Genomic DNA, 20,054 nt, shown 5'->3' on the forward strand with positions numbered 1-20,054 from the left:
GGTTGTACTGGTAGCGTATACAATAAAGAAAAAGACTGTAACTACGACTACTTACTGCACCCTGCTGTTTCTATTTCTAAAATTATTGGCGGTTGTGGCGACACAAGCAAATAAGATTTAAGAAATAAACGTATTCATAAACTACATTCTGACTCATTGTTGCTAAGAAAGAATGTAGTTTTTATTTTCCTTTTTAAGGATCAAATTAAATTCTATTAAACCAATCACTGTTTTATTAATTATTTAAATATAACCACTTTATTATTTATATTCTCTTTATTACATTCTTTTTCTTTCATTCCCACTGATTAAAGTCATTCATTTTTTTTGAATACCATCAACAAATTCCCCCTATTTTGTTCATCTCGCGAACACTTTATGATCAACCTCATTAAGAAATCGCAATAATCTGTATTACCTCCTTCTGTGTCTTGGTTATTGCGGTTTCTTTCCTTAACTCGGAGAACAATCATGACTATCAGACAGATTAATCATATTTATTCGGCGCCAAATTCACACTGGGTAGGTAATGGCTTTCCAGTCAGCACCTTATTTTCCTATCAGGAAAATGGTGAGAAACATAGCCCGTTTCTGCTGATGGATTATGCCGAGCCAACACTGTTTAAACCTGTTACCAATGCCCGTGGTGTAGGGGCTCATCCTCATCGTGGATTTGAAACCGTGACAATCGCTTATCAAGGCGAAGTCTCTCACCATGACTCTAAAGGTCATGCAGGTACTATTACCGCAGGTGATGTGCAATGGATGACTGCCGCTTCGGGTATTTTGCATAAAGAGTATCACTCTGAAAAAATGACCAAAGCAGGCGGTGTTTTGGAAATGGTACAACTTTGGGTGAATCTGCCAGCAGCGTACAAAATGACACAGCCTCGTTATCAGGCGCTGAAAGCAGAGGATATCCCTCATGTTGAATTACCGAATAACCAAGGTTATGTCAGAGTGATTGCGGGTGATTACGCCAATACACAAGGTGTCGCAATGACCTACTCACCGCTAAATGTGTGGGATCTGCGTTTAAATCGCGCAGGTGTTTCACATTACCGTATTCCAGAAGGTCACAATGCAATGCTGTTTGTGGTGAAAGGTGCGGTACATATCAATGACAGTGAAATTGCACGCCAACACGATATGGTAGTGTTAGATAATCATGGCGATACACTGACATTAGAATCAATGGGTGACACCATTGTTTTAATTCTAACGGGTAAGCCGATTAATGAACCTATTGCAGGCCAAGGGCCTTTTGTGATGAACACTCAAGAAGAGTTACAACAAGCTTTTGATGATTATGACAATGGCATATTTGGTGTAATGAATTAATGACCTTCCCCTAAAACCAATAACACCAGTCACAAAGCAATACTTTTGTGGCTGGTGCTATTATTTTGCACTGATAACTCAGGTACAAGGGACAACATTTAGCAAAAATTAATGTAAGCGAGATGACTTATCAGACTCTTCTTCTTCGCCGTCTTCGTCTTCACCGTCTTCATCATCATACTCTGCGTCAGGATCTTCAAAATAAGTCCCCCAACCATCGTAATAGACACCCATTTTTTCAGCTAAATTCATTAATTGCTCAACTTGGGCATCAATAAGTTCAGCATTCAAACCACTTTCACTCACTGCATCAAAACAAACTAAGATCTCACCTGATTCGACTTCGATTTCCTCAGGCTCAGTGACTTCGTAACCTAATTTAAAGACTTCAACTGCTGCTTTTTCTAGGGTTTCAAAATTTTCACAAGAAATATGGTGCTCAATGGCATACAGTGCATCAGGATCACTGCCATCTTCCAGTAATTCTTCAATAATAAGACGTGTTTCTTCACGTTGTTCTGCTAATTCTTTGCTGTCCGCCATAATCATGCTCCGCAATAGTCTGAAAGGTATCTTCTTCATTCTCCCACAGGGCGAATCAACACTCCATACTTAATATGCCACCCTTATCGCAGACTGTTTAAATTAAAAGTTTTCCTTTAGGGGTTGATGATGAATATTTATTGATATAAATTGAATATAAATTCAATAATAGGATATTACGCTATGAACCCTTTTTATCAAAAATCATTCTTACGTTTACTTGATTTTTCACCTGCAGAAATTCAGCAACTACTTACATTGTCAGCACAATTGAAAAAAGCTAAAAAATCAGGTCAGGAAACGCAATATCTTACTGGAAAAAATATCGCACTGATTTTTGAAAAAGACTCAACACGTACCCGTTGTGCATTTGAAGTTGCTGCCTTTGATCAAGGCGCAAGAGTGACTTATTTAGGAGGCGGAAGCCAAATTGGGCATAAAGAATCGATAAAAGATACCGCTCGAGTACTAGGCCGTATGTATGATGGTATTCAGTATCGGGGTTACGGTCAAAAAACGGTAGATGCCCTTGCTCAATATTCAGGTGTACCTGTTTGGAATGGTTTAACTAATGAATTTCACCCAACACAGTTATTAGCTGATTTACTCACTATCACTGAACATCAAGCTAAGCCGTTATCAGAAACGATCTTTGCTTACCTTGGTGATGCTCGTAATAACATGGGAAATACCCTACTGGAAGCGGCGGCATTAACGGGTATGGATTTACGCCTCGTTGCCCCTAAAGCATGTTGGCCAGAAGCAAATTTAGTGGCGCAATGCCAAGAGATTGCCAAGAAGAATGGTGGAAATATCACACTCACTGAAAATGTTGCTGAAGGCGTTAAAAATGCGGATTTTCTTTACACTGATGTGTGGGTTTCTATGGGTGAACCGAAAGAAGTTTGGCAAGAGCGTATTGCTTTACTCAAGCCTTATCAGGTCAATATGGATGTGATTAAATTAACAGGCAATCCAGACGTTAAATTCCTTCACTGTTTACCCGCTTTTCATGATGAAGAAACAACCATGGGTAAAGCATTAGCTGAAGAATTTAACCTATATGGGGGTTTTGAAGTTACGGATGAGGTTTTTGAATCAAAACACAGCATTGTATTTGATGAAGCTGAAAATCGTCTTCACACGATCAAAGCGGTGATGGTCGCTACCCTTGCCAATCCTTTCTAAAATACATAATCATGCAAAACACCTATTTTTTTTATTGATAAAAAATAGGTGTTTTCTTCGTTCAAACTCAAGCTTATTGATTTTTAAATTAAAAAATTTTTTTTTTGTAAAAAATAAAAGCAAACGCTTGCGTGCAACATTAAGATGCGTATAATGCGCCACAATTTGTCAGGAGGAAAGATGAAACAGCGCCTATTCCAATTTGTAACAAAAACAAGCACCTTAGCGGGTCGCAAGCGCATTCTCTTTTTTCCAATAGCCCAATTTTTTAAAACCCCTCTTATTGAGGGGTTTTTTTTGGCCTATAAAAAACCCTCTATCGCACAATTCATCGCTAAAGGAGAACTCTAATGACTAATCCGCTCTACCAAAAGCATATTATCTCCATCAATGATCTGGACCGAGAAGATTTGGAGTCTGTTCTTCACGTTGCTAATAAACTAAAACAGCAACCTAACAACGAATTGTTGAAAGACAAAGTGATTGCGAGTTGCTTTTTTGAAGCATCAACACGTACTCGCTTATCATTTGAGACAGCGATCCACCGTCTAGGCGCATCAGTTGTCGGTTTTTCTGATGGAAGCAACACTTCACTGGGTAAAAAAGGTGAAACATTAGCGGATACCATTTCGGTTCTTCGTACTTATGCTGACGCCATTGTTATTCGCCATCCTCAAGAAGGCGCAGCACGTTTAGCCTCTGAATTTGCGGGCGATATTCCAGTACTGAATGCTGGAGATGGTGCTAACCAACATCCAACACAAACTTTACTGGATTTGTTTACCATTCAAGAAACACAAGGTCGCTTAGATAATCTCAATATCGCAATGGTTGGTGATTTAAAATATGGTCGAACAGTGCACTCACTAGCACAAGCATTAGCGAAATTTACAGGCAATCATCTCTATTTTATTGCCCCTAAAGTACTCGCCATGCCAGAACATATTCTTCACTTACTGGACGAAAAAGGTGTTGAATATAGCCAGCATGAAACCGTAGATGAAGTCATGTCAGAGCTGGATATCCTCTATATGACACGCGTGCAGAAAGAGCGTTTAGACCCATCTGAATACGCAAATGTTAAAGCACAATTTATCTTGACCAGTGCAGACCTTGTGAATGTGAAAGAAAATCTCAAGATCCTACACCCACTACCACGTATTGATGAAATCACAACAGATGTCGATAAAACGCCTTACGCTTATTATTTCCAACAAGCAGGCAACGGTATCTATGCACGTCAGGCATTACTTGCCTTAGTTCTGAATAAAAACTTAGTTCTTTAATAAGGAGCACACCATGACACATGATCACAAACTAAAAGTTGAAGCTATCAAACGTGGGACTGTTATTGATCATATTCCAGCGCAGGTGGGCTTTAAAATTCTCTCCCTGTTTCGTTTAACTGAAACGGACGAAAGAATTACAGTCGGCTTTAATTTACCATCTGAAAACTTAGGCAAGAAAGACTTAATAAAAATTGAAAATGTCTTTTTAACCTCAGAACAAGCAAACCGTTTAGCAATGTATGCGCCTCAAGCAACTGTAAATATTATCGATGATTATCAAGTCGTTAATAAGATGGCATTAAGCTTACCAGAGCTACTTGAAGATGTAGTACCTTGTCCTAATAGCAACTGTATTAGTCATAACGAGCCAGTACAAAGTAGTTTCCGAGTAAAAAAACTGGCCTCAGATGTTGTATTAACCTGCAAGTATTGTGAAAAAGAGTTCGAACGCCACGCCGTCATTCGTTAATTCTTTTCACTCTCTGCCCGCAAGGGCAGATCATTTTTTTATAAAAATAGAATAATTATCTCTTAAAAGTCCCAAGACTATTTTTTAGTAAAAATAAAAATAGTCTATTTTTTCTTTTTTATAAAAAATATTACTATCACTTGCCCATTTTTATGGTTTAAAACCAGTGTTAACCCCCCCTCTAGCTCTACGTTTATTTTCTTTTTAGACTTGTAGACTTTATGATAAAGCCTGACATCTGTCATATTGCTAACCTAAAGCACTGGCTATAATAGCGCCACACTAATCGAATGTTAGCGTTAATCTTATAAAAACAGGAGTTTTACATGTCTTACGAAATTAATACCGATAAAGCCCCAGCAGCGATCGGCCCTTATGTACAAGGGGTTGATTTAGGTAATTTAGTGATCACTTCAGGTCAATTACCTGTTGATCCTGCAACTGGTGAATTTGTTTCTGATAATGCAGCGGAACAAGCTCGTCAATCTTTAGAAAACGTAAAAGCAATCATTGAAAAAGCAGGTTTAACTGTTGCTAATATCATCAAAACAACTGTTTTCGTAAAAGATTTAAATGATTTTGGTACAATCAATGCTGCTTATGAAGCATTTTTCAAAGAGCATAACGCGGCATTTCCTGCTCGCTCTTGTGTTGAAGTTGCACGCTTACCAAAAGATGCAAAAGTAGAAATCGAAGTTATCGCTATCCGTTAATTTCGTCTCGATAGCAAGCCATAAAAAGCAAAGGTCTCTTTATGAGCACTTTGCTTTTTTTATGTTCTCACTTTTTGATGAATAATTTATCACTTCTGTGTTTGGCACATATTTACAATTCAGCCAATCCCTCTTGATGCCTGATGTAGCAAAAATACCTTGATGTAGATCAGTTTTAATGAAGATTATTTCCCTTTCAATTACTACATATTGTGCTTTAATACACACCAACCTACAATATATAGTAATTATGCACATCTTATCCACAATAAGCCTGAATGCTGTGCCATCACCTGTTTTTATGGGATTTGAGCCTGTGGATAAATAATTAAGGAGCAAGATTGTGAAAACCATAGTGATAAAACGAGACGGATGTAAAGTCTCTTTTGACCAAACCCGCATCAGCGATGCTATCAAAAGAGCCGCCGTAGCTTGTGAGATCACTGATGATGATTATTGCGAATCCATCGCTCAATCTGTTTCACAATCTCTCGCAGGACGTTCGAATGTCGATATCCGTGAGATCCAAGACGCCGTAGAAAATCAGCTGATGGCTGGCGCACATAAAGATGTCGCCAGAGCCTATATTGAATACCGTCATGACCGAGATGTTGCTCGTGAGCAACGAGGAAGACTCACTCAGGAAATCCGAGGTCTTATCGAACAAAGTGATGTCTCTATTCTTCATGAAAATGCAAATAAAGACAGTAAGGTTATCCCGACCCAGCGCGATTTACTCGCAGGCATTGTGGCTAAACATTACGCAAAATTACATATCCTGCCAAGAGATGTGGTACTGGCTCATGAGCGTGGTGAAATTCATTATCATGATCTCGATTATTCACCGTTTTTCCCTATGTTTAACTGTATGCTAATTGACCTTAACGGCATGTTAAACAACGGCTTTAAAATGGGAAATGCAGAAATAGAACCCCCTAAATCTATTTCAACAGCAACAGCAGTAACTGCACAAATTATTGCACAAGTGGCAAGCCATATTTATGGCGGTACAACGATAAATCGTATTGATGAAGTATTAGCCCCATTTGTAAAATCAAGTTATGACAAACACTATAAAGTCGCGCAAGAATGGCAAATAGCTGATAAAGAAGCTTATGCTAATGCACGCACTGAAAAAGAGTGTTACGACGCATTCCAATCTTTAGAGTATGAAGTTAATACACTACATACTGCGAATGGACAAACACCATTTGTTACTTTTGGATTTGGTCTCGGTACCTCAAAAGAAGCCCGTCTAATTCAACGCGCTATTCTTGAAAATCGTATGGCTGGTTTAGGAAAAAACCGTAAAACGGCAGTGTTCCCTAAACTCGTTTTTGCCATCAAAGATGGCTTAAATCATAAATTTGGTGATCCTAATTACGATATCAAGCAGCTTGCTCTTGAATGCGCAAGTAAACGTATGTATCCCGATATCTTAAATTACGATCAAGTTGTTAAAGTAACAGGTTCATTTAAAACGCCAATGGGTTGCCGTAGCTTCTTAGGTGTTTACGAAGAAAATGGTGAGATGATCCATGAAGGTCGTAATAACCTTGGGGTCATCAGCCTAAACTTACCGCGTATTGCTATTGAAGCTAAAGGTGATGAAGCCACTTTCTGGTCACTACTTGATGATCGCCTCGAATTAGCGAAAAAAGCACTGATGACACGTATTGCGCGTTTAGAAAATGTCAAAGCCCGTGTAGCCCCAATCCTTTATATGGAAGGAGCGTGCGGTGTTCGCTTAAAAGCAGATGATAATGTAGCTGAAATCTTTAAAAATGGCAGAGCCTCAATCTCATTAGGTTATATCGGTGTCCATGAAACCATTAATGCACTGTTTGGCACTCAAACACACGTTTTTGATGATGAAACCTTAAGAGAAAAAGCGGTCGCCATTATTCATCGTCTACGTGAAGCAACCGATCAATGGAAAGCTGAGACAGGTTATGGATTTAGCCTTTACAGCACACCAAGTGAAAACCTCTGTGATCGCTTCTGTCGTTTAGATACGGCTGAATTTGGCATTATTCCTGGTGTTACAGATAAAGGTTATTACACCAATAGCTTCCACTTAGATGTTGAAAAGAAAGTAAACCCATACGATAAATTAGACTTTGAAGCGCCTTATCCTCCTTTAGCTAATGGAGGTTTTATCTGTTATGGCGAATACCCTAACCTACAACATAACCTTAAAGCGTTAGAGGATGTGTGGGATTACAGCTATACCCGAGTTCCTTACTACGGTACAAACACGCCAATTGATGAATGTTACGATTGTGGTTATACCGGTGAATTCTCTTGTACCAGTAAAGGGTTTACTTGCCCGCGTTGTGGTAATCATAATCCAGCAAGAGTCTCAGTTATTCGTCGTGTCTGTGGATATTTAGGCAGTCCAGACTCACGTCCATTTAATGCAGGTAAACAAGAAGAAGTTAAGCGTCGTGTAAAACATCTGGCAAATGGCCAGTTAGGTTAATAGTGTGAATTACCATCAATATTACCCTGTTGATGTAGTCAATGGCCCTGGTACTCGTTGCACCCTGTTCGTTGCAGGGTGCATTCATCAATGCCGAGGCTGTTATAACAAATCAACGTGGTCATTAACGTCCGGCAAACCTTTTACCCAAGAAATGGAAGATCAGATCATTGCTGATCTCCAAGACACTCGTATAAAACGGCAAGGATTATCACTTTCAGGTGGCGATCCCCTACACCCTCAAAATCTTTCTGCTATATTAAAATTAGTACTACGTATTAAAACGGAATGCCCTGATAAAGATATTTGGGTTTGGACTGGCTACTTACTGGCTGACTTAACCCCAGAGCAGCAAGAAGTTGTTAACCATATTAACGTACTGATTGATGGGAAGTTCGTACAAGAACTTTATGATCCCGCATTACTGTGGCGTGGTAGTAGTAATCAGGTGATCCATAAATTGAAGTAATACACATTGAATTAGCTGGAGGATGTATGCCTTTAAGTGATAATAAATATGTAAGCTTTTCTGAAGATCATGAACTGAACTACCATTTAAAAAAAATGGGGTAAGAAGCAGTCTAAAAGCGAATCGAGAACAACTCAGTGAAACTAGGCACCGAATTGAAAAAAGAAACTCGGTGCTAAACATCTCCAACATACTGAAATAGATGCTGAGATAGAAAAAAATCTTTCCTCATTTGAGTAATCCTTAAAAGCCCATTTATATAATGGGCTTTTTTCTCTTACCACTCTGACTTAATCACGCCAGTTATCAAATGCGAATCATTTTCAAAAAAGATAGTCAAAGAGATTAGTTTTGTTTTATTATTAACTCTCTTAACTATTCTTTTTATGATTGTATTTGATATGAAATTAGCAATTTTTTCTTTATTCTCAATAACTTTACTTTCAGGTTGTAGTAGTACTTGGGAACCTAAAGGTGCATCAGATTACACATTACAGGAAGCTAAAATGCTTTGTGAGTTTGATGCGAATACTCGCTACCCTATCCGCAAAGAAGTGCTACAACGTACCGTTTATCGTGATGTGCAAAAGACGTGTCGCAAAGATGATAAAGACCACTGTGGTGATAAAAAAACCTATACTGAACGTGTCCCTATGACAGAAAGCTATGTTGAAGACATAAACCAAGAAGACAGAAAAACCTTTTACACTTCTTGTATGTCTTTAAAAGGATGGGAACAGAAAAACCACTATTTTTGGGAATAGTCGAAAATTAAAAAAGAAATTTAATCACGCTGCCAATAGAGCTTAGTACCAAAACCTAGCTGATTATTGACCATCTTAATTTCTTGCAATTGCAGTTCCCATAAAGGCACATGGATGGCGGCTAATGCGACAGGAAAGCGTAAACAATAATGTTTTCTTGCGTTGATGTCGTCCTTACCTGTCAATAAAGAAACAGTCCCAGTAAATTGAATACCTTGCAATTCGGATACAACCATTTCTTGTGTGCTAATACTGCCTGCAACTAATAAATTTTTCTGCATCATTTGAGCATGCCGTGTTTTCTTTTCAGAAAGAAAAACAAGCCTCATCTGATTTTCATCAAACCAATAAAAACAATTCGCACACCAAATATCATCTACCGAGCACGTTGTGCATACGGTAAACACATGGTTGCCACTTATATATTGTTTAATTATTTTGATCGAGTCTAAGGAAGACATAATATACCTGTATAGATACAAAAAGAGACGCTGTTTAGTTGATAATTATATCACCAAAACGAGCGTCTTACCGCGTGTCTCTTATTACAGGCTATTTATCGTCAGCAGTGAAAATTAACGATAAATTTCAGCATTTACAGTGAGGTAATCATCACCTGTTGCACCAACAACTTTAAAACCTTTTGCGCCTTCATCTTTTGCGATTTGAGCAATTTTAGTTGTTAAACCATCTAGAGTATCACTACCTGTGATTGTGATATACTCACCATTAACTGAAGGACTTTTTGATACACTATCAGATGCCAGTGAACCGAATGAAATAGCACTTAAAGCTAATGTTGCAGCGATTAATGTAGATTTTTTCATAATAAACTCCAAATAAATTCTAATTTTGTTAGGTATCGCGGAGTGTCTCTCTGTGATGTGGATCATATTATGCGCTTTAATTTAACTTTAAAATTAGCAATAATTGCTGTTCAATTTTCAAAAAAAATTTGAATGTCTTTTTTTTTTAATAATAGTGTCTATTGTCACAAAATTTTTCACAACATATTGATATATCTAATAGATTTTATTTTGATAAACCGATAAATGACTCACTTAAAAAATTAAGAAGTATTATTTATCAAAAGAAAAAATAGCACAAAAAGGAAAAAATGATGACAGAGACAATATGGTCACTCTATATTGTTAGAAATCGTCTCGGTTCTCTTTATACAGGGATCACAACAAATGTTGAGAGACGTTTTCAACAACATCAGAATGGAACTGGCGCTAAAGCTCTGAAAGGCAAAGGTCCTTTATTACTGGCGTTTTATTGTCAAGTAGGAGATCGGCAACGTGCTTCTCAGCTTGAATACCAATTAAAGCAGTTGAAAAAGACACAAAAAGAAAAGCTGATCATTGACCAGCCTTCAGACATTGCACTGTATTTAATACAACTAAATAAATTTAGCTAAATTGGTCAAATAATGGTGAATAATTGACTAAACCATGGATATCATCAACATTGCCATTTTCTAACGTATAAAGCTGAAAAGCATCTTCTGTATCAGGCCATTTACAATGTAAACCCTGTGAGTTAGCTGGAATAAAACCTGATTTTTGATAGTACTCAGGATCCCCTAACACCACAACGGCACCGTAACCAAATTCATTTAGGCTATCTAACCCTTCATTAATCAGTTGACGTCCAATACCTTGTTTCTGGAAATCAGGTGCAACAGCCAGAGGTGCAAGCCCAACCCACTGGCAATCTTTTCCATCAATATCAACAGGTGTAAAACCGATATAGCCAACCAATTGGCCTTCATCGCTAATTGCCACCATACCTAATGTTAATAACCCTTCTTCACGTAAATGCCCGACTAAATCTGCTTCAGCGCCTGTCGGAAACGCTTGACGTAAAAGGTTATCAATTGCAGGAATATCAACGGGAATTTCAACACGTATTAGCATGAAGTTGAGCTCAGTTCATGGCTGCGCAAAGTGTCTTCATTTTCTTCTTGAAGCCCACTTTTTACAAACTCAGCCAGTTGTAATAAACCAAAACGCAACACAGACGGCATTGAGTCTAATTCAATTGCATCCATCAGGTTCTTAACATATAACCCAAGTTCTGTATCACCCTCAATTTGTAGACGACGTTGGAAAAATAAGGTGTCAGGATCTTCTTTGCGAGCAGCAATTAAAATCAGATCATTCGCATTTCCGCTAAAGCTGACATCTTCTTTTTCTAAGCGACTGACCACTAATTTATCATCACGAACACTGATAAACCACTGTAAATGTAAGTCTCTTATCTCAACTTTTAGCCATTTATCTTCTAAAAAATGTAAATCACCCTCAGCTAATGATTCACGAAACTGCCAACTTAAAAACTGTTCTAAGATATCGCGTTGCAAAGCAAATGGCGTAACTTGTAAAGGGTAACGTAAAAAACGAGGTCCCTCTTTAACCAAATGGGTACGAATTTTGTTAAACACGTTCGGACTCCTATAAATAAAATTATGGGCTATTGTGCCAGATATAGACAGATATTCTGCGATCCTATATCAATATTCAGTTAATCCGTTGTTCACATTTTGAGTTCTTTGATTTTACTTAAGCAAAAAACAGCGTTCTCTGCCCTAAATCAAAACCTTTTTTTTATCTTGCTCATTACAATTTCTGATCATTCTTAATTTCTAAAGGGAAGTGAAGATGGAATTGCTGTGCCCTGCGGGTAACTTACCTGCCTTAAAAGCGGCCATAGATAATGGTGCGGATGCCGTTTATATCGGCTTAAAAGATGATACTAATGCAAGACATTTTGCAGGTCTAAATTTCACAGAAAAGAAGTTACAAGAAGCGGTTAATTATGTTCATCGCCACCAGCGAAAATTGCATATCGCAATAAATACCTTTGCTCACCCCGATGGGTTTGAACGCTGGCAAAAAGCCGTTGATATGGCGGCATCTTTAGGTGCTGATGCGCTGATCTTGGCGGATATCGCCATGTTAGAGTATGCTGCCGAGCGTTATCCTCATATTGAACGTCATGTTTCGGTACAAGCTTCTGCAACCAATACACAAGCGATTGCGTTTTATCAACGTAACTTCGATGTGGCGCGCATTGTTCTTCCCCGTGTTCTATCTATTCATCAGGTCAAACAATTAGCACAAACTAGCCCAGTACCTTTAGAAGTTTTTGCCTTTGGTAGCTTATGTATTATGGCTGAAGGTCGATGCTATCTTTCTTCTTATTTAACAGGTGAATCTCCAAATACCGTAGGTGCTTGCTCTCCTGCCCGTTTTGTACGCTGGCAACAGACACCACAAGGAATGGAATCTCGCCTTAATGAGGTGCTTATCGACCGCTATTCACCCAATGAAAATGCAGGTTACCCAACATTATGTAAAGGACGCTATTTTGTTGATGATCACTGTTATCACGCATTAGAAGAGCCAACAAGCCTCAATACGCTTTCTCTATTACCTGAGCTGATAGCGATGAATATTGCATCCGTTAAAATTGAAGGTCGTCAACGTAGTCCCGCTTATGTCACAGAGGTCGCAAGAGTTTGGCGCGCGGCAATTGATCAATGTAAGAAGGATCCTCAAGGCTTTAACACGGATCCACGTTGGATGAACGCATTAGGAAAAATGTCAGAAGGGACACAAACAACATTGGGTGCTTATCACCGTAAATGGCAATAATAAGGATAAGAAAATGAAATATGCATTAGGATCTGTACTTTATTATTGGCAAAAAGAAACACTTGAAGCGTTCTATGAAAAAGCAAAACAGAGTGATGCTGATATCATTTATTTAGGTGAAACGGTTTGTAGTAAACGTCGGGAGACCAAGCCACAAGATTGGATAAATCTCGCCAAAGAAGTCGCTAAAAGCGGTAAGCAAGTGGTTCTTTCGACCTTAGCATTATTACAAGCCCCCTCTGAATTAAAAGAAATTGCTAAATTAGTTGATAACGGTGAGTTTTTAGTTGAAGCACATGATTTTGGTGTGATCAATATGCTTTATGAACGGCATCTTCCTTTTGTCGCAGGCCACGGGCTTAACTGCTACAACGCTTATGCACTACGTTTATTATATAAACAAGGCATGATGCGCTGGTGTATGCCCGTTGAGCTTTCGCGCGAATGGTTAAATAATCTTTTAAATCAATGTGAAGAATTAGGTATTCGCAATAAGTTTGACGTTGAAGTACTGGCTTATGGGCATCTTCCTTTAGCTTATTCAGCGCGCTGTTTTACGGCTCGTTCTGAAAATCGCGCTAAAGATGATTGTGAAACCTGCTGTCAAAATTATCCTCAAGGCCGTGAAGTACGCTCACAAGAAAATCAGCAAGTATTTGTTCTTAATGGTATTCAGACACAAAGTGGCTATTGTTATAACTTGGGTAACGATCAAACATCAATGGCAGGACTAGTCGATATTATCCGCTTATCTCCTGAATCTGACGCTATTTTTGATACCTTGAAACAATTTCGCCAAAATGAACAGGGTCAACAACCACTGACAACTGTTCATCACCATGATTGTAATGGTTATTGGCGTAAGTTAGCAGGATTGGAATTGGTAGAATAAAAATATTTTAGTAAATCATAACATGATGAAATAAAAAGCCCTTAAGGGCTTTTTATTTTGATTCGCCACGATGATGTAACCAATGTTTAAATTGGTGCGTAATATGTCTTAATTCCCCATTACGTAACATGCCCACTAGTACGCCTAATACAGTGTAAATCACACCTAAAACCAGCATCATCACGATATCACCCAATATGCTTTGGAATGATAGTCCCATTTGATTAATCCCTGCCATGGCATTGACTGCCCATGTAGACGGTAATGCAGATGAAATGGCAAATACCCAGTCAGGCATCGCTTGTAAAGGCCAAATCGTGCCGGAAATATAGAATACGGGGGTTGTGACAAATGCCAGTGTCAGATAAATCATCTCGACACTGCGTAAGCATTCTGTAATTAACTTGCCGAGACCTAATACTGCCAATAGGAATGGGAAAGTGAGCATCCATACTTGGTAAAGCGGAGCCTCTTGCCGATAACCTAATACCCAAGGCCATAATGCAAAGAATACCGCAGATAAAAATAACCAAATAGGGATAAGTGCCGATAATGCCCCTAAATAAACCGCTAAAGGTGGCTTTCCTTTTGGCGTACTCCTGACGGCAATACTGACACGCACACAGGCAATTAAAAGGGAGTGTTGCAATAACATCACTAATAATCCTGGGAAAATAATCGCAGCAAAACTTACTCCAGGGTTATACATCGCAATGGTTTCACCCTGAATGGGCTTTAATAGAATTTTTGATTGTTCAACACTAAAGCCTGCATTTTGTAAAATGCGCCCATTGTAAGAATCTAATAACCGTTGATAAGCCAACATCAATTCCTGCTGAATTTGCCCGCTGGCAAGGCGGTTTGTGGCGTCACCGAAGACTGGCACAGTGACATTTTTACCATTAAGTAGTTTTTTCTCGAAATCAGTTGGAATAATAATGATGGCAAAAAGCTCACGCATAATCATATCATGGCGCGCTTCATCTAAATTATCGTAGTTCTTAATGCTTAATTTTGGTGTCGAGTTTAATGCTCGAATAAGTGAATAACTTGCTGGGCTATGATCTTGATTAATCACCGCCACAGGCAAATCCCATAAAACAGGTTTGGCATACACCAAACTCATAATGCATAGGGAAACGATAAGTAGCATCCACATGGGTTTTTCTAACATCCCCAATAGAACACGCTTAAAAGTTTGAAAGTACATCTGCATCATGCAACACCTACCTGTAATTCCAATCGTTTAAAAATACGTTTGCGAACCAAGAAGGCGATAGCAAAAGGATAAATCAGCAAAAGTGAACAAACATATAAAATACCTTGTAATGATACTTCTCTTAAGAAGATATCAAACATCGCATTTAAGGCGTGCGTTAATGGTTCTAAATTAGAAATAATCTGTGCAGGTAAAATCATGGAAAGTTCAGGTACAGCCATGCCTGAAAATGCCAATGCAATACTCACCAACATACCAATCATACTGTATGCCGTTATCGCACTATTAGTAAACGCAAAGAGTAGCAATCCCACACTTTGAGCGGCAATAATATAGAAAAATCCCACTAACACCATATATAGCGGATTACCGTTCACTTTCGCTCCCGAAAAATGCACTAATGCGGCTAATTCAACAATTAATAACGTTAAGAAAAACAGGGTGTAAGGTGCAAGCTTACCAATCAGTGCAAAGGTGAAGGGTTTAATATTCAATAGCATATTACCGCGCGACAATGAATAAATCGTGCAGGTCACGACAAATAGCTGGAGCATATGGATCGTAGCCGCAAATTGCTGATAATAAATATAGCTACCACTCGCATTAAATAAACTGTCATAAGAGAGAGTGACTTGTGCTAATGGTGGAACAGGTTTATTCATTTCTTGAGCTAAAACAGTGCGATACTGCGCATTCAGCTCTGCTATTAGTCCACTAAAATCCTGTATTGCATAGCTCCCAGCAGCGTAATACAAGCCGTTGTAATACATGCGTGTGGTGGGTTGTTTTCCAGCTAAGACCTTACTTTCAAAGTGTCTAGGAATGGTCAGTATTGCATAATCCTTCGCACTACCAAGCCGCTCCATTGCTGTCCGAGGGTTTCCATCTAGCGTATTTAATTGTGCATGAGAGCCTGCATTTAAGTCTCTGATCAATGTTCTCGATAATGGGCTATTGTCATTATTGATCACTGAAACTGGCAAATTCAGCAATGTACCTTCAGAAAAATTAGCACTGATTAACGTGAATAACATCAATGGAAATAGCCAGCTTAGCCAGTGAAAAACAGGGCTACGAACCGCCATATGCGTTTCTCGTGAAAATGCGCTACTAAAGCCACGCCAAGCTGCCTTTACTCTCATTGTTTGTCCTTATTTATCCCAACGCCATAATGCACTCATACCAGGGCGAAGCCCTTCAATTGGCGTCACTGGATACAGTCGGATCTCAAACGTTTTTAGATCGAAATCACCCGTTGCTCTTGTCGCTCTTTTTGTTGCGTAGTCTCCCATTGGAGCGATATAGCGAATTTCAGCTTCTATCTCTTTGTTACCTAATGCAGGAACCATAATCGTAATGCGATCACCTTTGCGAATATCCGCTAAGATATCTTCACGAAGGTTATAAACAAAATAGGCATCAGGAATACGAATAAGGGTTGCAAGTGGGCTATTGGCATTAAAAAGCTCACCAATTTCCGCCGGAATAGGTCCCACTTCACCATCAACAGGTGCTTTAACTTGTAAATCCTCTTGCTGGATCTTCAATTCGATAAGCTGTTGTTCTGCTTGTTGTACTGCTGCTGTATATTTATGGCGTAATTCAATACGATCGCCATTTTTAGCTTCATCCAATTCTGCTTGTGCACCTTTGACTCGTTGTGATGCAACATCACGACTACGGCGCGCATTATCCAGCTCTGTCGCGGATACATAACCTTGGTTAGCCACTGCGCTGATACGCTGATAATCTCTTGCCGCATTAGCTGCTTCTACTTTGGCTTGAGATAACATTGCTTCTAGGTTACGAATGCTCTCTTCTCTTGTGCCGTGTAATGACAAATCTAATTGAGCTTGAGCTTGTGCTTTAGCCGCCTCAAGTGCAGCAACTTGAGCATTGAGTTCAGGGCTTTCTAATGTGATCATTAATTGCCCTTTTTTGACATCATCACCTCGCTCTATATGGCGTTCAATAACACGACCTTTCGCTTTAGAGGCAACAATCACTTCTGGTGCATCAACTTCTCCTTGCAATAATAAATATTGATTATGCGCACGGAAAAGTACGGCTAATGCAATGAGTATTAGCATTAATAAAATAAGATAAATGGCTCTTTTTTTCATATAACGATTAGACCTTAATAGTGAAGTAGAACACTCACTGACAGAGTTATATTACACAATAACTCAGAATTTCTTTAAGAATTTTGTGCGCCAGATCACTGACGTAAAGGAATATTTTCTTTGATAGTGCGATTAAGTTATTCTTATATCAAACTTTATCGCCTAATTAATATCCCCGTTTTATCTGAACTTTTTATATTTATCCAGATAGAAAAGAGAACGGTACTCATATTTATGTATGAATTTGATCTTATTTTGCTGTTATTACAGCAAAATGTGTGTTTATTTAATTATTGCTTGGTTTTTAAGCAAAACACCTCTATTCACGCCACTTTTGCAGGTCACAATAAAACTACCACATAAATTGATGTGTTACGTCATATTCTCTATTTTCTGCATTATGGGTACCTATTTTGGGCTACATATTAATGATTCTATTGCTAATACACGTGCTATTGGCTCTGTCTTAGGTGGGTTGCTAGGTGGTCCTTACGTCGGCTTTCTCGTCGGTTTTACGGGAGGGTTACACCGCTATTCACTCGGAGGTATGACTGCGTTTAGCTGTATGGTATCGACCATTGTCGAGGGATTAATTGGCGGATTAGTTCACCGTTATTACGTAAAACACGGGCAGATGCATCGAATATTTAACCCATGGACAGCGGCAGTCGTTACCTTCTTTGCTGAAATAATACAGATGAGCATCATCCTATTATTGGCTCGTCCGTTTAATGAAGCACTTGCTTTAGTGAAAGATATTGCCGCCCCGATGATCGTAGCAAATACGGTGGGTGCAGCGATGTTTATTCGAATATTACAAGATAGACGCGCGATATTTGAAAAATATACCAGCGCATTCTCAGCTCAAGCATTAAAAATCGCTGTTTGCACTGAAGGTATTTTACGTAAAGGATTTAACCAAGATAATAGCACCCGTGTGGCAAAAGTGATTTATCAGGAGTTGAGGGTCAGTGCGGTTGCCATTACAGATAGAGAAAAACTGCTCGCTTTTATTGGCATCGGTGCTGATCACCATTTACCAGGTACACCTATTTCCTCAGTTCAATCCAAGCAAGCCATCAATAATAATGAAGTTGTCTATGCTGATGGCAATGAAACCCCTTATCGTTGTACGCTTTCCCCTCATTGCAAGTTAGGCTCAACCTTAGTTATTCCCCTAAGAGGGGAAAATAATCAAGTCATTGGCACAATAAAGCTTTATGAGGCTAAAAATCGCCTATTTAGTTCTATTAATCGTACCTTAGGTGAAGGCATCGCCAGTCTATTATCTGCACAAATTCTAGCGGGACAATATGAGCGAAATAAGCAATCTCTTTTAGAATCAGAGATTAAACTCTTACATGCTCAAGTGAATCCTCACTTTCTTTTTAATGCACTAAATACATTACAAGCGGTTATTCGCCGTGATAGCGAACAAGCAAATCAGCTTGTGCAATTTCTCTCTGCGTTTTTTCGTAAGAATTTAAAAAGACCAGAAGCCGTGGTGACATTAAGTGACGAAATTGAGCATGTAAATGCCTATTTGCAAATCGAGAAAGCGCGTTTTCAGGAACGTTTACAGATTGATATTCAGATTCCGGAAAGCTTAGCGAATGCTCGTTTACCTGCTTTTTCACTTCAACCTATGGTCGAAAATGCAATTAAACATGGAACGTCACAGTTATTAGACACAGGAAAGATTACAATTAGAGCACATCAAGAGCATCATTTAATCATTATCGAAATTTGTGATAATGCCGGACTTTACCGTCTTCAATGCCCATCGCATCAATTAGGCTTAGGCATGAGACTAGTGGATAAGCGATTAAAATTACGCTATGGCGAGCTTTATGGTGTTTTAGTGGAATGCCAAGCCGATGAATATACAAAGGTGAAAATTTGCTTACCTCTCGAAAAAAGCATGGATGACGTTACATTATAATGAATATATTAATCGTTGATGATGAGCCGTTGGCTCGTGAAAACTTACGTTGTTTACTTGAAGTTGAAAAAGATATTCATATAGTTGGTGAATGCAGTAATGCGATTGAAGCCATAGGAGAAATACATCGCAAAAAGCCCGATGTGGTTTTTCTTGATATTCAAATGCCTCGTATTACGGGTCTTGAAATGGTCACCATGCTTGATCCTGAACATCGCCCTTATATCGTCTTTCTCACCGCATTTGAAGAGTATGCCATTCAGGCTTTTGAAGAGCACGCCTTTGATTATCTACTCAAACCATTAGAGCAAGAGCGCCTAACAAAAACATTAAATCGTCTACGCCAAGGTAATAAGCAGAATATTGATCTCCTCACACCGCCTGAAGAGCGGTTAAAATGTATACCATGTACAGGTCATAGCCGTATTTGGTTAATGCCAATTGATGAAGCGGTATTTGCAACATCAAGACTCAGCGGTGTTTATGTCACCAATAATCAAGGCCAAGAAGGTTTTACAGAATTAACATTACGCACGTTAGAAACACGGACACCATTAGTCCGTTGCCATCGCCAATATTTAGTCAATATGGATTATGTTAATGAGATTGTTTTTGGCGATAATGGGCAGGCCGAATTGATATTAAATAATAACAGCCAAATTCCTGTTAGTCGTCGATATCTAAAACCGTTAAAAGAAGCGATTGGTTTGAGTTAATAACTGATAAGGAGAGAAATAGGATGGAACCGATTTATATTAGAGTTTATACCAACCGTATTGAAGTACGAGATCTTCACACGAAAAAAAGAAGCGATAGCACAACGTAATTTTTCTCATCGCCGAATGTTAATTGGCGATTTTTATCCTGCTATTGAAGCGATTCATATTGCGCTAAATAATCTTAGTATTAATCCATCCGCATTTTTTTTTTCAAAAAAAGAGATGTGGTTATTCATCCTTTA

General features: G+C 38.8%; 22 protein-coding genes and 1 pseudogene. 15 read left to right on the forward strand and 8 right to left on the reverse strand.

Going from position 1 to position 20,054, the window contains the following annotated elements:
* On the forward strand, nucleotides 1-114 hold a 114-nt coding region (locus tag BHE89_RS21035; protein WP_128860762.1), incomplete at its 5' end, for a DUF4223 family protein.
* A gap of 357 nt (nucleotides 115-471) precedes the next feature.
* Entirely contained in the window at nucleotides 472-1,341 is an 870-nt protein-coding gene (locus BHE89_RS21040) for a pirin family protein (RefSeq protein ID WP_069369816.1), read from the forward strand.
* Nucleotides 1,342-1,449: 108 nt separating this feature from the next.
* Here the strand turns inward: BHE89_RS21040 and rraB are convergent, their stop codons facing one another.
* Nucleotides 1,450-1,884, reverse strand: a complete 435-nt coding sequence (rraB, locus tag BHE89_RS21045) for a ribonuclease E inhibitor RraB (protein ID WP_069369817.1) — start codon at nucleotides 1,882-1,884, stop codon at nucleotides 1,450-1,452.
* A 183-nt stretch (nucleotides 1,885-2,067) separates the two neighbouring features.
* Between rraB and argF the strand changes: the two genes are divergently transcribed.
* The 8 genes from argF to BHE89_RS21090 all read left to right on the forward strand — a co-directional run bounded on the left by argF (nucleotide 2,068) and on the right by BHE89_RS21090 (nucleotide 9,258).
* A complete protein-coding gene (gene argF / locus BHE89_RS21050) occupies nucleotides 2,068-3,072 on the forward strand; it encodes an ornithine carbamoyltransferase (protein ID WP_069369818.1) in 1,005 nt (334 codons plus the stop codon).
* A gap of 180 nt (nucleotides 3,073-3,252) precedes the next feature.
* Complete coding sequence (locus BHE89_RS24015) at nucleotides 3,253-3,423, forward strand: hypothetical protein (protein ID WP_171729963.1); 171 nt, start codon at nucleotides 3,253-3,255, stop codon at nucleotides 3,421-3,423.
* Nucleotides 3,423-4,358, forward strand: coding sequence for an aspartate carbamoyltransferase (pyrB, locus tag BHE89_RS21055; protein WP_069369819.1), 936 nt, complete (start codon nucleotides 3,423-3,425; stop codon nucleotides 4,356-4,358). The genes BHE89_RS24015 and pyrB overlap by 1 nt, the downstream gene beginning before the upstream one ends.
* Before the next feature lie 13 nt (nucleotides 4,359-4,371).
* Nucleotides 4,372-4,830, forward strand: a complete 459-nt coding sequence (pyrI, locus tag BHE89_RS21060) for an aspartate carbamoyltransferase regulatory subunit (RefSeq protein ID WP_006535648.1) — start codon at nucleotides 4,372-4,374, stop codon at nucleotides 4,828-4,830.
* Between the two features lie 326 nt (nucleotides 4,831-5,156).
* Nucleotides 5,157-5,543, forward strand: a complete 387-nt coding sequence (locus tag BHE89_RS21065) for a RidA family protein (RefSeq protein ID WP_006535650.1) — start codon at nucleotides 5,157-5,159, stop codon at nucleotides 5,541-5,543.
* A 343-nt stretch (nucleotides 5,544-5,886) separates the two neighbouring features.
* On the forward strand, nucleotides 5,887-8,025 hold the full coding sequence (nrdD, locus tag BHE89_RS21075; RefSeq protein WP_069369821.1) for an anaerobic ribonucleoside-triphosphate reductase: 2,139 nt from the start codon (nucleotides 5,887-5,889) through the stop codon (nucleotides 8,023-8,025).
* 4 nt (nucleotides 8,026-8,029) lie between these two features.
* A complete protein-coding gene (gene nrdG / locus BHE89_RS21080) occupies nucleotides 8,030-8,494 on the forward strand; it encodes an anaerobic ribonucleoside-triphosphate reductase-activating protein (RefSeq protein ID WP_069369822.1) in 465 nt (154 codons plus the stop codon).
* A gap of 401 nt (nucleotides 8,495-8,895) precedes the next feature.
* A complete protein-coding gene (locus tag BHE89_RS21090; RefSeq protein WP_077885164.1) occupies nucleotides 8,896-9,258 on the forward strand; it encodes a hypothetical protein in 363 nt (120 codons plus the stop codon).
* A gap of 20 nt (nucleotides 9,259-9,278) precedes the next feature.
* On the opposite strand, the gene BHE89_RS21095 is transcribed toward BHE89_RS21090, so the two are convergent.
* Together BHE89_RS21095 and BHE89_RS21100 are read right to left on the reverse strand one after the other, a co-directional pair.
* On the reverse strand, nucleotides 9,279-9,719 hold the full coding sequence (locus BHE89_RS21095) for a YhbP family protein (RefSeq protein ID WP_069369824.1): 441 nt from the start codon (nucleotides 9,717-9,719) through the stop codon (nucleotides 9,279-9,281).
* Nucleotides 9,720-9,833: 114 nt separating this feature from the next.
* Nucleotides 9,834-10,085 carry a YdgH/BhsA/McbA-like domain containing protein gene (locus tag BHE89_RS21100; protein ID WP_069369825.1) on the reverse strand — a complete coding sequence of 84 codons (252 nt, stop codon included), beginning with the start codon at nucleotides 10,083-10,085 and terminating at the stop codon, nucleotides 9,834-9,836.
* A 293-nt stretch (nucleotides 10,086-10,378) separates the two neighbouring features.
* On the opposite strand from BHE89_RS21100, the gene BHE89_RS21105 reads away from it, so the two are divergent.
* Nucleotides 10,379-10,678 carry a GIY-YIG nuclease family protein gene (locus BHE89_RS21105; RefSeq protein ID WP_069369826.1) on the forward strand — a complete coding sequence of 100 codons (300 nt, stop codon included), beginning with the start codon at nucleotides 10,379-10,381 and terminating at the stop codon, nucleotides 10,676-10,678.
* On the opposite strand, the gene BHE89_RS21110 is transcribed toward BHE89_RS21105, so the two are convergent.
* Nucleotides 10,671-11,177: a GNAT family N-acetyltransferase gene (locus BHE89_RS21110; protein WP_069369827.1), complete on the reverse strand. Its 507-nt coding sequence runs from the start codon at nucleotides 11,175-11,177 to the stop codon at nucleotides 10,671-10,673. The genes BHE89_RS21105 and BHE89_RS21110 overlap by 8 nt on opposite strands.
* Nucleotides 11,171-11,704, reverse strand: a complete 534-nt coding sequence (gene ubiT, locus BHE89_RS21115) for a ubiquinone anaerobic biosynthesis accessory factor UbiT (protein WP_069369828.1) — start codon at nucleotides 11,702-11,704, stop codon at nucleotides 11,171-11,173. The genes BHE89_RS21110 and ubiT overlap by 7 nt, the downstream gene beginning before the upstream one ends.
* A gap of 217 nt (nucleotides 11,705-11,921) precedes the next feature.
* Between ubiT and ubiU the strand changes: the two genes are divergently transcribed.
* The gene (gene ubiU, locus BHE89_RS21120; RefSeq protein WP_069369829.1) at nucleotides 11,922-12,917 is read left to right on the forward strand and encodes a ubiquinone anaerobic biosynthesis protein UbiU; all 996 of its coding nucleotides are present in this window, start codon (nucleotides 11,922-11,924) and stop codon (nucleotides 12,915-12,917) included.
* Nucleotides 12,918-12,930: 13 nt separating this feature from the next.
* Nucleotides 12,931-13,809, forward strand: a complete 879-nt coding sequence (locus BHE89_RS21125) for a U32 family peptidase (RefSeq protein ID WP_069369830.1) — start codon at nucleotides 12,931-12,933, stop codon at nucleotides 13,807-13,809.
* 52 nt (nucleotides 13,810-13,861) lie between these two features.
* Here BHE89_RS21125 and BHE89_RS21130 read toward each other — a convergent pair whose 3' ends face one another.
* From BHE89_RS21130 to BHE89_RS21140, 3 genes are read right to left on the reverse strand one after another with little or no spacing between them, the layout of a single operon-like run.
* On the reverse strand, nucleotides 13,862-15,025 hold the full coding sequence (locus tag BHE89_RS21130; RefSeq protein WP_069369831.1) for an ABC transporter permease: 1,164 nt from the start codon (nucleotides 15,023-15,025) through the stop codon (nucleotides 13,862-13,864).
* Nucleotides 15,025-16,170 (reverse strand): ABC transporter permease, encoded by a 1,146-nt coding sequence (locus BHE89_RS21135; RefSeq protein ID WP_069369832.1) that lies wholly within the window; start codon nucleotides 16,168-16,170, stop codon nucleotides 15,025-15,027. Before BHE89_RS21135 ends, BHE89_RS21130 begins: the two co-directional genes overlap by 1 nt.
* Before the next feature lie 9 nt (nucleotides 16,171-16,179).
* A complete protein-coding gene (locus BHE89_RS21140) occupies nucleotides 16,180-17,151 on the reverse strand; it encodes an HlyD family secretion protein (protein ID WP_069369833.1) in 972 nt (323 codons plus the stop codon).
* Nucleotides 17,152-17,385: 234 nt separating this feature from the next.
* Here BHE89_RS21140 and BHE89_RS21145 point away from each other — a divergent pair.
* Nucleotides 17,386-19,093, forward strand: a pseudogene (locus BHE89_RS21145) (LytS/YhcK type 5TM receptor domain-containing protein).
* The gene (btsR, locus tag BHE89_RS21150) at nucleotides 19,093-19,809 is read left to right on the forward strand and encodes a two-component system response regulator BtsR (RefSeq protein WP_069369835.1); all 717 of its coding nucleotides are present in this window, start codon (nucleotides 19,093-19,095) and stop codon (nucleotides 19,807-19,809) included. Before BHE89_RS21145 ends, btsR begins: the two are co-directional and overlap by 1 nt.
* The last annotated feature ends 245 nt before the right edge of the window (nucleotides 19,810-20,054 follow it).

Source organism: Shigella sp. FC1967 (assembly GCF_001743005.1).
In the GTDB taxonomy this organism is placed as follows: domain Bacteria; phylum Pseudomonadota; class Gammaproteobacteria; order Enterobacterales; family Enterobacteriaceae; genus Proteus.

Bases quoted from the DNA above. Each gene is read 5' to 3' on its own strand.
- BHE89_RS21040 (WP_069369816.1), top strand. From the start codon at position 472: ATGACTATCAGACAGATTAATCATATTTATTCGGCGCCAAATTCACAC.
- BHE89_RS21105 (WP_069369826.1), top strand. From the start codon at position 10,379: ATGACAGAGACAATATGGTCACTCTATATTGTTAGAAATCGTCTCGGT.
- BHE89_RS21110 (WP_069369827.1), bottom strand. From the start codon at position 11,177: ATGCTAATACGTGTTGAAATTCCCGTTGATATTCCTGCAATTGATAAC.
- BHE89_RS21125 (WP_069369830.1), top strand. From the start codon at position 12,931: ATGAAATATGCATTAGGATCTGTACTTTATTATTGGCAAAAAGAAACA.
- BHE89_RS21140 (WP_069369833.1), bottom strand. From the start codon at position 17,151: ATGAAAAAAAGAGCCATTTATCTTATTTTATTAATGCTAATACTCATT.
- BHE89_RS21135 (WP_069369832.1), bottom strand. From the start codon at position 16,170: ATGAGAGTAAAGGCAGCTTGGCGTGGCTTTAGTAGCGCATTTTCACGA.
- BHE89_RS24015 (WP_171729963.1), top strand. From the start codon at position 3,253: ATGAAACAGCGCCTATTCCAATTTGTAACAAAAACAAGCACCTTAGCG.
- argF (WP_069369818.1), top strand. From the start codon at position 2,068: ATGAACCCTTTTTATCAAAAATCATTCTTACGTTTACTTGATTTTTCA.
- ubiU (WP_069369829.1), top strand. From the start codon at position 11,922: ATGGAATTGCTGTGCCCTGCGGGTAACTTACCTGCCTTAAAAGCGGCC.
- rraB (WP_069369817.1), bottom strand. From the start codon at position 1,884: ATGGCGGACAGCAAAGAATTAGCAGAACAACGTGAAGAAACACGTCTT.
- pyrI (WP_006535648.1), top strand. From the start codon at position 4,372: ATGACACATGATCACAAACTAAAAGTTGAAGCTATCAAACGTGGGACT.
- btsR (WP_069369835.1), top strand. From the start codon at position 19,093: ATGAATATATTAATCGTTGATGATGAGCCGTTGGCTCGTGAAAACTTA.
- BHE89_RS21130 (WP_069369831.1), bottom strand. From the start codon at position 15,025: ATGCAGATGTACTTTCAAACTTTTAAGCGTGTTCTATTGGGGATGTTA.
- pyrB (WP_069369819.1), top strand. From the start codon at position 3,423: ATGACTAATCCGCTCTACCAAAAGCATATTATCTCCATCAATGATCTG.
- BHE89_RS21095 (WP_069369824.1), bottom strand. From the start codon at position 9,719: ATGTCTTCCTTAGACTCGATCAAAATAATTAAACAATATATAAGTGGC.
- BHE89_RS21100 (WP_069369825.1), bottom strand. From the start codon at position 10,085: ATGAAAAAATCTACATTAATCGCTGCAACATTAGCTTTAAGTGCTATT.
- BHE89_RS21090 (WP_077885164.1), top strand. From the start codon at position 8,896: ATGAAATTAGCAATTTTTTCTTTATTCTCAATAACTTTACTTTCAGGT.
- BHE89_RS21065 (WP_006535650.1), top strand. From the start codon at position 5,157: ATGTCTTACGAAATTAATACCGATAAAGCCCCAGCAGCGATCGGCCCT.